At 70.7% G+C, this 13,238-nt stretch carries 11 protein-coding genes; 6 read left to right on the top strand and 5 right to left on the bottom strand.

Annotated elements, in window-relative coordinates:
- Window positions 1–28 precede the first annotated feature (28 nt).
- Window positions 29–1,717 carry a cytochrome bc1 complex cytochrome b subunit gene (gene qcrB, locus SACGLDRAFT_RS09690; RefSeq protein WP_005464075.1) on the bottom strand — a complete coding sequence of 563 codons (1,689 nt, stop codon included), beginning with the start codon at window positions 1,715–1,717 and terminating at the stop codon, window positions 29–31.
- 290 nt (window positions 1,718–2,007) lie between these two features.
- Here qcrB and SACGLDRAFT_RS09685 point away from each other — a divergent pair, with 290 nt between their 5' ends.
- From SACGLDRAFT_RS09685 to SACGLDRAFT_RS09665, 5 genes are read left to right on the top strand one after another with little or no spacing between them, the layout of a single operon-like run.
- A complete protein-coding gene (locus SACGLDRAFT_RS09685) occupies window positions 2,008–3,909 on the top strand; it encodes a helix-turn-helix domain-containing protein (RefSeq protein WP_005464072.1) in 1,902 nt (633 codons plus the stop codon).
- A gap of 56 nt (window positions 3,910–3,965) precedes the next feature.
- Complete coding sequence (locus SACGLDRAFT_RS09680) at window positions 3,966–5,282, top strand: hydroxymethylglutaryl-CoA reductase, degradative (protein ID WP_269728987.1); 1,317 nt, start codon at window positions 3,966–3,968, stop codon at window positions 5,280–5,282.
- 28 nt (window positions 5,283–5,310) lie between these two features.
- Window positions 5,311–6,243 carry a hydroxymethylglutaryl-CoA lyase gene (locus tag SACGLDRAFT_RS09675; protein ID WP_005464069.1) on the top strand — a complete coding sequence of 311 codons (933 nt, stop codon included), beginning with the start codon at window positions 5,311–5,313 and terminating at the stop codon, window positions 6,241–6,243.
- Between the two features lie 31 nt (window positions 6,244–6,274).
- Window positions 6,275–6,739, top strand: coding sequence for a hypothetical protein (locus SACGLDRAFT_RS09670; protein WP_005464068.1), 465 nt, complete (start codon window positions 6,275–6,277; stop codon window positions 6,737–6,739).
- Window positions 6,726–8,096 (top strand): tripartite tricarboxylate transporter permease, encoded by a 1,371-nt coding sequence (locus tag SACGLDRAFT_RS09665; RefSeq protein ID WP_005464067.1) that lies wholly within the window; start codon window positions 6,726–6,728, stop codon window positions 8,094–8,096. Before SACGLDRAFT_RS09670 ends, SACGLDRAFT_RS09665 begins: the two co-directional genes overlap by 14 nt.
- Window positions 8,097–8,142: 46 nt before the next feature.
- On the opposite strand, the gene SACGLDRAFT_RS09660 is transcribed toward SACGLDRAFT_RS09665, so the two are convergent.
- The 4 genes from SACGLDRAFT_RS09660 to SACGLDRAFT_RS09645 form a co-directional block, all read right to left on the bottom strand.
- Entirely contained in the window at window positions 8,143–9,318 is a 1,176-nt protein-coding gene (locus SACGLDRAFT_RS09660; RefSeq protein WP_005464066.1) for an NAD(P)/FAD-dependent oxidoreductase, read from the bottom strand.
- On the bottom strand, window positions 9,315–10,757 hold the full coding sequence (locus SACGLDRAFT_RS09655; RefSeq protein WP_005464065.1) for a sodium:solute symporter family protein: 1,443 nt from the start codon (window positions 10,755–10,757) through the stop codon (window positions 9,315–9,317). Before SACGLDRAFT_RS09655 ends, SACGLDRAFT_RS09660 begins: the two co-directional genes overlap by 4 nt.
- A gap of 79 nt (window positions 10,758–10,836) precedes the next feature.
- A complete protein-coding gene (gene solA, locus SACGLDRAFT_RS09650; protein WP_005464064.1) occupies window positions 10,837–11,970 on the bottom strand; it encodes an N-methyl-L-tryptophan oxidase in 1,134 nt (377 codons plus the stop codon).
- Window positions 11,971–12,029: 59 nt separating this feature from the next.
- Complete coding sequence (locus tag SACGLDRAFT_RS09645) at window positions 12,030–12,755, bottom strand: GntR family transcriptional regulator (protein WP_005464063.1); 726 nt, start codon at window positions 12,753–12,755, stop codon at window positions 12,030–12,032.
- 117 nt (window positions 12,756–12,872) lie between these two features.
- Between SACGLDRAFT_RS09645 and SACGLDRAFT_RS09640 the strand changes: the two genes are divergently transcribed.
- Window positions 12,873–13,226 carry a nuclear transport factor 2 family protein gene (locus tag SACGLDRAFT_RS09640; RefSeq protein WP_005464062.1) on the top strand — a complete coding sequence of 118 codons (354 nt, stop codon included), beginning with the start codon at window positions 12,873–12,875 and terminating at the stop codon, window positions 13,224–13,226.
- The last annotated feature ends 12 nt before the right edge of the window (window positions 13,227–13,238 follow it).

The following is a 13,238-nucleotide window of genomic DNA, read 5'->3' as shown; positions in this document are numbered from 1 at the left end:
GTCGCCGGGGGCTTGCCGTCGCGGGACGTCACGAACGCCTCGCGCGTTGCCGCCCCCACCGCCCCGAGCGTCGGGCGGTCTCCTCGGGCGGCGGCGCCTCCAGCTCGCCTCCTTCGAGAAGGTCGCCCTGCTCCGCCCTGGCGCGTTCCAGGGCCTCGGTCTCCTCCGGCGGGTCCGGCGACCACAGCGAGCCCGCCACCGGCCTGCCCGCCGTGCCGAGCTTGTTCATCTTCTTCGGCACCGGAGCGCCCTGGTAGTCCAGCGGTACCGGGTGGCCGTCCTCCATCGGCCCCAGCGGCTGGTGGATCTCGATGAACTCACCGTGCGGCAGGCGCTTGATGATGCCGGTCTCCACACCGTGCTCCAGCACCTCCCGGTCGGAGCGCTGCAGGCCCAGACAGATCCGGTAGGTGAGGAAGTACGCCAGCGGCGGCAACAGCAGGAGTCCGATGCGTCCCGCCCAGGTCAGCCCGTTGAGGGAGAGTCCGAATTCGAGCGCGATGATGTCGTTGAAGCCGGACAGCTCCAGCACCATGAAGAACGTCAGGGCCATCACCCCGAGACTCGTCCTCACCGGTGCGTCACGCGGGCGCTGCAGAAGGTTGTGGTGCGCCACGTCCTTCGACAACTTGCGTTCGATGAACGGGTAGGCGATCAGCAGCGCGAACAGGATGCCCATGCCGCAGACCCCGGCGAAGAACACCGGAGGCACGGTGTAGTTGCCGAGGTAGAGCTCCCACGGCGGATAGATTCGCAGGATGCCGTCCGCCCACGCCAGATACCAGTCGGGCTGCGAACCCGCGGACACCTGCGACGGGTTGTAGGGGCCCAGGTTCCAGATCGGATTGATCTGGAAGGCTCCCGACATCAGGATCAGGAACCCGGTCACCACGAGGAACCACGCGCCACCCTTGAGGGCGAACACCGGCATGATCCGCACGCCGACGACGTTGGTCTCCTTGCGCCGCACGCCGGGGAACTGCGTGTGCTTCTGGTACCACACCAACGCCAGGTGGGCGGCCACCAGCGCCAGCATGACGCCCGGAATGATCAGGATGTGCAGGGCGTACATCCTCGGCACGATCACCGTGCCGGGGAACTCGCCACCGAACAGCGCCCAGTGCAGCCAGGTACCGATCACCGGCACCGAGAGCACGATGCCCGACAGGGTCGCCCGGATACCGGTACCGGACAGCAGGTCGTCCGGCAGCGAGTAACCGAAGAAGCCCTCGAACATGCCCAGGATCAGCAGCAGGGCACCGATGACCCAGTTCGCCTCACGCGGCCTGCGGAACGCCCCGGTGAAGAACACCCGGAACATGTGCACGAACATGGCCGCGACGAAGATCAGCGCCGCCCAGTGATGCACCTGACGGACGAACAGACCACCGCGAACCTCGAACGAGATCTCCAGGGTCGACTCGAACGCCCTGGACATCTCGATGCCCTGAAGGTTGCGGTACGGGCCGTCGTAGACCACCTCGCTCATCGAGGGGTCGAAGAACAGCGTCAGGTAGATCCCCGACAGGATCAGGATGATGAAGCTGTAGAGCGCCAGCTCGCCCAACAGGAACGACCAGTGGGTCGGGAACACCTTGTTCATCTGGTGCCGCAACCCCTTGGCCAGGAAGTACCGGCGGTCGGCCTGGTCACCGGACTCCGCGGCACGTCTTTGGAGGAACCCGGAACTCCTGGTGGGTGTGGTCAGTGAGCTCATCAACCGCTCCACTCGGCCGTGGTGGCTCCTGCTCTGTCGACGATAAGCCGGTTCCTCGCACGTCGCAGCGGACGCACGAGCCGGGGCGACGCCGCCGTCCACGCCCACGAGGAGTTTGGCGCCGGGAGCCCACGCACGGTGTCCTTCGGGTGGGGGACCGCGGGGAATCAGGGCTTGAGAACTTTCGCGTGGGCGGCGATCGAAGGTTTCTCCCCACCCACCGGGTGGGCCCGCGACGTCGTCCCCCTTATGGTTGGCGGGTCCATGTACCGGCACCGACAGGTGGTTCCATGGCCCAACTCGTTCCGGTCGATCTGGTCGTCGACGTCCTCACCGCGGCTTTGGGAGACGACGCCGACGCGGGTGACGACGACATCGCCCGACTGCTCGCCGAGGCGGACCTTCCCGAGGACGTCGCCGCCCGCGTCGGCGCCGAGGTGCGCAGGTTGAAGGCCACCGCGGCGCGCTGGCGGCGGCGCGGCCGGGAACTGGCCGCGCTGTATTCGAGTGCTCACGAACTGGCTCAGCTCCGCGACGTCGACGAGCTGTTGGAGCGCCTGGTGCAGCGGGCGCACGACTTGATCGGCACCGACGTCACCTACCTGTCGGAGTACCACGTCGCGAGCGGTGAGCTGAGGGTGCGCACCACGCTCGGCACCGTCGCGCCGTCGTTTCCGAACCTGCGGGTGCCTCCCGGCATGGGACTGGCGAGCATGGTCGTCACGACCCGGAGTCCGCAGTGGACGTCGAGTTACGCGGGGATGACGCAAGCACCGCACGACTCGGACATCGACGCCGCCGTCGCGGCCGAGGGGCTGGTGTCACTGCTGGGGGTGCCGCTGCTCGCCGGTGACGAGGTGCTGGGGGCGCTGTTCGCCGCGAACCGCATCCCGCACACCTTCACCCACGAGGAGATCTCCCTGCTGTCGGCGTTCGCCGACCACGCCGCCGTCGTGCTTCAGACGGCTCGGCTGCTCGCCGAGACCCGGCGGTCGGACGCCGAGACCCGCAAGGCCTACGGCGAGCTGTCCCGGCATGTGGAGGCGATGGAACGCGCGAGCCGGGTTCACGAGGACCTGACCGCCCTGGTGTTGCAGGGCGGCGACGCCACCGATGTCGCCGATGCGCTGGGCAGGGCGTTGCGGTGCACGGTCACGATGCTCGACGCCGAGCTGCGCACCCGCGACGGCGTTTCGCTCGACGCGGGCGACGTGCGGGAGGCCGTCACGCGCAGCAGGCGCAGTGGTCGCTGTGTCTTCCTTACGACCCCGGAGGGGCGCAGCCGGGTGGTCGTCGCGGTCGTGGCGGGATCGACCCTGCTGGGCGCGCTGGTGCTCGACCAGGGCACGCTCGCGTTCGGTCCCGTGGAGCAGCGGACGGCGGAGCGGGCCGCGCAGATCACCGCGCTGTTGTTGCTGAAGCAGGACGCCGTGGTGGAGGCCGAACAACGGTTGCGCGGCGATCTGCTGGCCGACCTGTTGTCCGACGACCCGGCTCGGGTGCAGCCCGCCGTGGCGAGGGCGATGGCGCGCGGGGTGCACGTCGAGCGGACACGGTCCGTGGTGCTGGTGGCCACGGACAGCGAACACCGCAGGGAGGCGGTCAGGGCCGCCGGCCGGGCCGTCGGGAACGGAGGCCTGGTCGGGGAGCACGCCAACCGGGTCGTCGCGCTCACCGCGGAGGAGGACCCGGCCACGGCCGCGAAGACGGTGCACGCGGCGGTGACCAGGGCCGTCGGGGGCGGGGTGGTGGCCGTCGGCGCGCCCTCGACCGGGGAGGTGGCGACCCTGCGGGAGCGGTGCGAGGCCGCCGAGTCGTGTCTGCGCGTACTCCCGGCGCTCGGCGTCCGGGACGGCGCGGTCACCACCGACGAGTACCTGCCGTACACGGCGCTGTTCGGTCCGGGCGAGGACCGGGTGGCCGCGTTCGTCGACGCGACGATCGGGCCGGTGCTGGCGTGGGACGACGAGCGAGGCAGCGCGCTGGTGCCCACGTTGGCCGCCTACCTCGACAACCGGTGCAGTCCCGTGGCCACCGCGCGGGCGTTGCACCTGCACAAGAACACCGTGCTCCAGCGGCTGGAACGGGTCACCGACCTGCTCGGAGAGGAGTGGCAACGGCCCGAGCGACTGTTCCGGATCGGCATCGCGGTACGGCTGTGCACGCTGGCCAAGGCCACTGGCCCATCGTGATCCCGGAAAATATGGATTCCCGGTCCATACTCTCGGGGGCCACTGCGGCTTAGCGTGTGGCGAGTCGAACGCAGCCACACCGAAGTGGGAGGACTTCCATGCCGCGCACCAGCCGGATTCCGGGTTTCCGCGATCTCTCCGTCTCCGAACGGCGTGCCCGCGTCGCCGAGACGGCCGAGATCGACCCGCAGTCGCTGGCGGTGTTCGACCCCGAGCGGGGGTTGGGGGTCGACCTCGCCGACCGTCTCATCGAGAACGTCGTCGGGGTCCTCGGCGTCCCCGTGGGCATCGCCACCAACTTCGTGGTCAACGGGCGCGAGCTGCTGGTGCCGATGGCCACGGAGGAGGCCTCCGTCGTGGCCGCGGCCAGCAACGCCGCCAGGATCGCCCGCGTGCACGGGGGCTTCACCACGTCGGCGACGACACCGATCATGCAGGCTCAGGTGCAGATCGTCGGCGTCGCCGACCCCGAGGGCGCCCGGCTGCGCCTGCTGGAGCATCGTGACGAACTCATCGCCCTCGCCGACTCCCAGGACCCGCTGCTCGGCAAGCTCGGCGGCGGTGTGCGTGACCTGACGGTGCGGCTGGTGCCGTCTCGGGCGGGCACGTACGTGGTGGCGCACCTGCACGTCGACGTGCGCGACGCGATGGGAGCCAACGCCGTGAACACGATGGCCGAGGCCGTTGCCGACCGAGCCGGGGAGATCGCCGGCGGGCGCACGCTGTTGCGCATCCTCACGAACAAGGCCGACCTGCGGCTCGCCCGTGCGCGGGCGGTCTTCGACGCCGACGCGCTCGGGGGCGGCACGGTCGTCGACGACATCGTGCACGCCGCCGCGCTCGCGGAGGCCGATCCCTACCGCGCGGCCACCCACAACAAGGGAATCATGAACGGCATCAGCGCGGTGGTCCTCGCGACGGGCAACGACACGCGGGCGGTGGAGGCGGGGGCGCACTCGCACGCCGTCTCCCCCGACGGTCGCTACACGTCGTTGTCGAGGTTCGAAAAGGACGCCGACGGTAACCTCGTGGGGACCCTGGAGCTGCCCATGGCCGTCGGCCTGGTCGGGGGCGCCACGAAGGCACACCCCGTGGCGAAGGCGGCGCTGTCCGTGCTCGGCGTGTCCTCGGCCACCGAGCTGGCCGAGATCATCACCGCCGTGGGCTTGGCGCAGAACCTCGCCGCCGTGCGGGCGTTGGCCACCGAAGGCATCCAGCGCGGGCACATGTCGCTGCACGCCCGCAACGTCGCGACCACGGCGGGAGCCACGCCGGAGGAACTGCCGGCCGTCGTCGCCCGCCTGATCGCCGACAAGGCGGTGCGGGTCGACCACGCCGAGCGCGTGCTCGCCGAGCTGCGCGCGAACGCCTGACCCGGCGGCGCCACGAAAGGTCAGTGCCATGCCGACCGACTACGGGACCACGCCGTTGGAGGGGCTGCCGAGCCGGGTGACGATCTGGGAGGTCGGTCCCCGTGACGGCCTGCAGAACGAGGCCGCGCTCGTGCCCATCGAGGTCAAGGTGGAGTTCATCGAACGGCTCGTCGACGCCGGGCACACGGTCGTGGAGGCCACCAGCCTCGTGCATCCGAAGTGGGTGCCGCAGCTCGCCGACGCCGAGCAGGTGCTGCGGAGGCTGTCCCGCCGGGACGGGGTGCGGTATCCCGTGCTGGTGCCCAACGAACACGGCCTGGACCGGGCGCTCGATCTGGGAGTCACCGACATCGCGGTGTTCGCCAGCGTGACGGAGTCGTTCTCCGAGGCGAACCTCAACCGCCCCGTCGCCGAGGCGCTGCGGATGTTCGCGCCCGTCGTCGCCCGTGCCCGCGAGGCCGGGCTCGGCGTGCGAGGGTATCTGTCCATGTGCTTCGGCGACCCGTGGGAAGGGGAGGTCCCGGTCGAGCGGGTCGTCGACGTCGCCTCACGGCTCGTGCGGCTCGGCTGCACCGAACTCAGCCTCGGCGACACGATCGGGGTCGCCACCCCCGGCCGGGTCGCCGCCGTGCTGGACGCGCTCGTCGACGCCGGGATTCCGATCCAACGGTTGGCGGTGCACTTCCACGACACCTACGGTCAGGCGCTGGCCAACACGCTCACCGCGCTGCGCCGGGGCGTCACCGTGGTGGACGCCTCGGCGGGCGGACTCGGTGGCTGCCCCTACGCCCGGAGCGCCACCGGCAACCTCGCCACCGAGGATCTCGTGTGGCAGCTCGCCGGGCTCGGCATCGACACGGGTGTCGACCTCGACAAGCTCGTGGAGACCAGCGTTTGGCTCGCCGCCGAGCTCGGTCGTCCCAGCCCCTCGCGTACCGTTCGGGCTCTCACCGGCGGCTGACGCGAGCACGCCGATCACAACGGAGGAAACCGTGGCCACTACCCCTGCCGTCACCGGTGACGGCACCCCGGACACCGGCCCCGTGGCGGATTCCCGCCCCGAGGAAGGGCCGTACCGGATCGTCTGGAACGACGCCGTCGACCTGCGCCATCTCGCCGCCTCGATCGTGGTGTGCGTGGCCATCGGCCTGCCCGTCTATCTCGGGGCGAAGGCGATCCTGGAGGCGAGCTTGGAGCAGTCGTCCCTCGCGGGCGGCTACGCGCTGCTCATCGGGCTCGCGGGCTGTGTCGTGGGCGCCGCCGTGTGCACGCGGTTGTTCCCGCCGAAGCGGGTGCTGGCCGAGGACGGCTCCACCGACAGGGCGGAGGCGCTGGCGGAGCTGGAGACGATGGGCGGCACGCCGGAGTCGTTCGCCGAACTGCCGAAGGACGTGCGGGACGAGATGCGGTCACTCGGCCTCGCCCCGAGAACGGAGGACCGCGGTGATCGTCGCTGACCTGATGTGGGCGCTGGGCATGGGGCTGCTCGGTGCCGTCGTCTTCGCCGCCATCGGTCTGGTCTCCGGTACCGACGAGACCTCCACCCTGGCCCCGATCACCCTGCTCGTGGTGCTCCTAGGAGTTCCTCCCGCGGGCGTGTTGACGTTCTTCATCGCGGGCGCGGTCGCCAAGCACATGACCCACGCGATCCCGACGACGCTGCTGGGTATTCCGGGTGACACGACGGCGGTGCCGTTGCTCGACGACGCCACCGCGATGCGGCGCCTCGGCGCGCCGCACATCGCCCTACGCAAGGCGCTCGCGGGCGGGTTCCTCGCCGCGCTGATCTCCGTGCCGATCGCCGTGGGAGTGGCGTCGCTGCTGGCCCCGCTGGCCGAGCCGATCACCGCGGTCGCGCCGTACGTCTTCGTGGTGGCGGCGGCGTTCGTCGCCTACTTCTCCCCCGGCCGGTGGGCCAGCGTCGTCGCGATCGCGCCGTTCGCCCTGCTGGTGTCCGCGCTCAACGGGCTGGCGTCCGACCAGCTCGGCTCGTCGCTGTCGATCAGCTTCTTCCTCGGCATCGCGATCGGCCCGCTCGTGGTGGACCTGCTGCTGTCGACCTCCCGGTCGGGTCGCGAGACGCTGCCGCGCAGCGGCACGCGCGCCGTGTGGCTCGCCCCGGACGTGGGCACCGGCAGCCGGTGGTGGCCCAACCCCCTCCGGGTGCTCGACCGACGCCAGGCCACCATCACGGCCGTCGCCGCGGGAGCCACCTCGACGACGTTCATGCTCAGCCCCGTCGCGGCCACCGTGCTCACCGGCGAGATCGTGGGCTCGCGCATCAAGCACCCGTACCGGCGGCTGTCCACGCTGATGGCCGTGAAGAACGGCACGACCGAATCGACGTACCTCGCCGAGGCGTTGATCCCGCTGGTGGCGTTCGGGCTGCCGCTCAGCCCGGTGGCGGCGGGTCCCGCGTCGCCACTGTTCAACGCGCCGCCGGTCTACACCGTCGACGCCGAGGACGGTGGCGTGCACAACCTGCACACGCTGTTGGGTTCTTGGGAGTTCCTCGTCTTCGGGCTCCTGGGAGTCGTCCTCGCGGGGCTGATCGCCTACCCGTTCGCGATGCGCTACGCCCGGAAGGCCAGCGCGTGGGTGTCCCGCACCATCAGCCACGAGGCGCTGATCGGGGCGTTCGTCGCGCTGATCGCCGTGGTGTCGTGGTACGAGGGCGGACTGCTCGGGTTCGTCGTCAGCGTCACCGTCGGTGCCGTGGGCGGTCTGGCCAACAAGTTCCTCGGCATGACGTCCGGGGTGCAGTTCATGGCCTACTACGTGGCGGTGCTGTTCCTCCCGCTGGTGCTCGGCTAGGAACCGGCCGTGGCCCTCGGCGTCCCGTGGCGCCGAGGGCCACGGCTCACTGTTGACCGGCGAACCGAGCGGGCCGCAGGGGAGGAAGCTCGGCGGGGTCGACTCCCTCCCACCGTTGGGGACGGAAGTCGGCCAGCAGCTCGCTGGGCCGCCCGTCCACCACTTCCCGCGCCGCCAGCTTGCCGAGCAGCGGCCCGAGCGTGATGCCGCTGTGCGTGACCATCACGTAGACCCGGCTGCTGTCGCCCAAAAACCCGCACACCGGGTGTCCGTCGGCGGGCAGGGATCGCTGCCCCACTCGTAACGACTCCAGCCGGGCTCCCCGCGTGCCCTCGATCAGATCGGCGAGCCGGGCGAGCAGCGTGCGGGCGTGCTCGCCGTCCGGGTCGGGTCGCTCGGCGGGGTCGGCGTGGGCGTCGAGGTCCAGGCCCTGCACCACGAGGCGGCCACCGCCGTCGGGGCGGACGTTGAGCCTCGGCGTGGTCAGCACCCGGTCGATGCGGGCGGCCACGGGCGTGGTCCAGCCCAGGAAGCCGACCGTGGCGGACCCGGCGACGTCCGGGGAGGCCATCGGGACCCGGCGGCCCGCGAGCGCGGTCACCGCCTCGCTCCACCGGCCCGTGGCGAGCACCACGGCGTCGGCCCGTAGCTCGTCGCCGTCGGCCAACGCGACACGGACGCCGCCGCGGCCTTCCGTGATGCCGACGACCTCCGCGGGACACCGCAACTCGGCCCCGGCGTCCCGTGCCTCCCCCCACAACGCGGCGAGCAGGAGCGGGGGAAGCACGTACCCCTCGCTCGGGTAGTAGGCGATGTCGCGTACCCCGTCCGGGACGCGCAGGTCCGGGACGAGGTCACGGGCCGCGCGCGGCGTGATCCACTCCACCGGGTAGTCCCGGTCCCGCAGTCGGGCCACCGACCGGGCGAGCCGCTCGGCCCCCGCCTCGTCCTCGGCCCACTCCAGGTTCCCCGTCCGGTGGAACCACGCGAGCTGCCCCTTCCCCGACCGCGCCAGCGCCGCGTGTTCCTCCATCCCGGCCACGTTGAGGTCGTGGTAGGAGCGCGGGTCCTTGCCGTGCGAGTTGACCCAGGCGAAGGTGGTGCCCGTGGTGCCCGCGAGCGGCCCGGTGCGTTCCAGCACGGTGACCGATGCTCCCGCGCGTGCCAGTGCCCGCGCCGCGGACGCGCCGAGCACGCCCAGTCCGACGACCACGATTCTCATGACGTCACCTCCGTGGCTGTGTGGTCGGGGGACGGCCTTCTCGGGCCGCCCACGAGATAGGTGAGGAGGACGAGCGCGACCGCCGACGCGCCGATTCCGTACACGGCGTACGGCACGGTGGTGTCGGCGAGGTGGGCGACACCGCAGCCGAGCACTCCGGCGAACATGCTCCCGATCGCGATCGCCGGGGTGAGTCGTCGGCGCCGGTGCAGCAGGTATCCGCCGAAGATCGGCACGGCGAGCGCGGCGGCCGAGTAAGCGTAGGTGGCCACGAGCCAGTCGAGTGCCTTCGGAAAGAGGATCGCCAGGACCGCCGCCAGCACCGAGACCCCGACGGTGAGCACGCGCGACAGCGGCACAAGTTTCCTCTCGCTCGCCTTGCCGCCCACGATGTTCTGGTAGACGTCCCGCGTGAGGTTGGCGACCACCGACTGCAAGGCCGCGCCGGTCGTGGACACGATGGTGGAGACGAGGAAGGCGCCGAAGACGATGAGCAGCACGGACGGCAGGCGCGCCAGCAGCCACCCCGTTGCCTCCTCCTCGTTCGCCAGCCCAGGGTTCATGGCGCGCACCGCCAAACCCAGGCATCCGGCGTAGAGGCCGCCGATCAGCATCGTCAGCCCGGACAGGGCGAGCCCCCGCCGCGCGTCGGTGACCTTCTTCGTGGCGAACACCCGCTGGTAGTAGAGCTGGTTGGTCAGCGTTCCCGGAACGATCGCGGCGAGCCAGAGGACGAGCTGCTCCCAGCCCGCGGCGGTGAGGCCCGCGAGGCTCCACATCCTCTCGGGCACGGTGGCGGTGATCTCCGACCAACCGCCCGCGAGATGGATGGCGTAGAACGCGGTGGCGAGCGACATCACGATCATGAAGAGGCCGAAGACGAAGTCCGTCCACGCCACCGAGGTGAGACCTCCGGGAAGGACGAACAGCAACGACGCCACCATGATCACCAAAACCAGCACGGTGGGTGACAGTCCCGTGAGCCGGCCGAACAGTTGCGCGAAGGCCACGAACTGGGTCGCCAACCACCCGAACGGCACCACGAGCGCGGCCAGTGCGGCGATCGCGGTGACGAGTTTGTGGTCCCCGAACAACCGGGTCACGATGTCCGGGACGGTGGTGAACCGCTGTTCCCGTAGCCAGCGCGCGATCAGCGCCAGCACCAGGAAACCCACGATCACGCAGGCTTCGTAGACGAAGACCGACCATCCCGAGCGGTAACCGATGCCGACGTGCGCGATGAGGACGCCGCCTCCGGTGGCCGTGGCGAACTGGGTGATGACCACGACGATTAGGGGGAGGGACTCCCGTGCCGTGAGCCAGTCGGCGGACGTCTTCGCTCTTCGTCCGAAGTAGACGGACATGGCGAGACCGAACCCGATCACGGCGAGACTGGCGAGGACGATTCCGATGATCTGACCGGGGGAACCAGTGGGCATGACTCTGCCTCCGGGGTGTGGGCAGGAAGCGAGCGGAAGGTGCTGCCGGCGTGGTCGGCGCGAGACGAGAAGTGGGAACTCAGGCGAAGCGGGACGGGGCGAGCGTGTCGATGTCGTGCGAGGTCGTGCCGGTGAGCACGAGTTCGGCGGCGAGCTCACCGAAGACCGGGGCGAGTTTGAAACCGTGTCCGGAGAATCCGGTGAGGACGGTGGCGTTGGAGCAGCCGGGAACCGGTCCCACCAGAGCGTGGTCGTCGGGTGTGAATCCCTCGACGTAGGTGCCGATTCGGATCGGGTGCGGGACCACGCCGGGCAGCAGCCGTTCGGCGGCGGAGGAGGCCCCGCGGACGAACTCCACGTCGGCGGTACGCGGCAGGTCGTCCGGGTCGCCCAACTCGGGCCAACCGAGGTGATGCGGCACGATCTTGATCGACACGCCGTCGAGCGAGGGAAAGCAGGAGAATCCGGCCGTCCGGTGACGACGGATCGCGATCGGCAGCCGGTCGGTGCGGTGCGCGGCCACGTCTCGCGCGGCGAACCAGCACGCGGTGATCAGCCGTGCCCGCACGGGCAGTTTCCGCAAGGGGGCCAGCCGCCGTGCCCAAGGTCCCGGCGCGAACACCACGTGGTCGACGTCGTGGCGGGCCTCGGCGGTGCTGACCCGCCAGCCACTCGCGGTCTCGGTGACGTCGTCGACCCGCTGGTACGACACCAGCCGGGCACCCGCGGTCTCGGCCGCCCGCAACGCCGCCTGCACCGCGGGCTCCGGGCGCAGCACCCCGGCAGCCGGGTCGAACACGGCGATCTCGTCGGGGTCCAACCGGTGCTGCGGGAACCTGGTGGCGGCCTCGGCGGCGTCGATCACCTCATGGTCCAGACCACAGTCCTCGGCGCACGCCCGGACGGCCACGACGTCCGGGTCGTCGGGCGGGCCGATCGTGAGCCCACCGCACAGCGTGAGCAGGGCGCTGCCGGTGTCCCGTTCGAGCTCCCGCCACAGCCGGGCGGAGCGTCGTAGCAGCGGCACGTACTCCGCGCCCTCCTTGTAGACGGTGCGGAAGATGCGGGACTCACCCGCGGAAGCGCCTCGATCGTGACCGGGCGCGTAGGTGTCGAAGGCGAGCACCTCGGCCCCACGGCGGGCGAGGCGCCAGGCGGTCATGGCACCGATCACGCCGGTACCGACGACGGCGACGCGAGGGGATGCGGACATGGCTCACTCCTGTGGCGTGCGTGCCGGGTACGGCAACGACAAGCAGCGTGCGGAAAACGTCACGCGGGGTCGGTGGCGGGGAGCACCGACTGCTCGATGAAGAACTCCACCCGATCCGGTCGGAACACGTGCCACATCGCCTCGGCGAGACGGCCGTCGACCAGCCAGGTCAGTCGGCGCAGCCGGATCACCGGGCGACCGGGTTCGCAGGCGAGCTGCCGGGCTTCGGTCTCCCCCAACAGCACGGGGTCGATGTGGACCCGCGAGGTCGCCACGGGAACTCCGTGCCGGACGAAGTAGTCGTGGACGGTGAGGTGGGTGAGTTCCTCCTCAAGCAGTGCGGGTGCCAGCGCGAAGGGCACCGCGGACAACTCGACGGCGATGGGGTTGTCGTCGGCGTCGAACTTCAGACGGCGCAGCTGGTTCACGGGCGCGTCGTCGTCGACGCCCGGCAGGGCGACGTCCGCCTCACGGGCGGGAATCACCGCGGCCGTCTCCACGGCGTGCCGGCCGGGGATCTCCGGGCCGGTCAGCGTGGGATTGACCAGTCGCAGCAGGTTCTCTCGGCGAGCGGTCCCGGCGACGAAGGTGCCTCGTCGCCGATGGCGTTCGACCAGCCCGGCCGCGGCGAGTTCGTTGAGAACCCGCTGTGCCGTGGCGCGGCTGACCGAGTACCGCCGTTGCAGTTCGGCCTCGGTGGGAAGCCGACTGCCGGGTGGCAACTCTCCCGAACGAATCCGCCGTTCGAGCTCCGCTCGAATGCGCAGGTACGTCGGGGTCGCCATGCGGGCAAACTATCCGACCCTCAATTGACCGGTCAATAGTCTTTTTGAATGGTCAATTCTGGGATGAGCACGAGTAACGGCGACGGCGTGTCCGCTCGGTGAGGCAGGATCGTCCCCGTGGATCGGGACTTCGAGACCGTCATCGCCCGCGAGCTGCGACTGCTCGACCCGGCGGTGAGGGCGGACGACGACGCGGTGCGAGAACTGCTGCACGACGACTTCCGCGAGTTCGGCTCCACGGGCAGGGTGTGGGATCGCCGCTCCGTCGTGGAAGCGACGAGGTCGGACACGGCGGAGCGCATCGTCGCCGAGGACTTCCGTCCGGTGCGGTTGGGACCGGACGCGATCCTGCTCACCTACACGGCCCGCCGCGGCGGGGCGATCTCACTGCGGACGTCGATCTGGGCCCGGTCCGCGGGCTCGTGGCTGCTGTTGCACCACGCCGGCACACCCGTGCGGACGCAGGCGTGAGCGCCGGGGCGC

Source organism: Saccharomonospora glauca K62, assembly GCF_000243395.2.
GTDB classification, from domain to species: Bacteria; Actinomycetota; Actinomycetes; order Mycobacteriales; family Pseudonocardiaceae; genus Saccharomonospora; species Saccharomonospora glauca.
The sequence above is the reverse complement of the archived record's forward strand: the minus strand, read 5'-3'. Positions and strand labels throughout refer to the sequence as shown.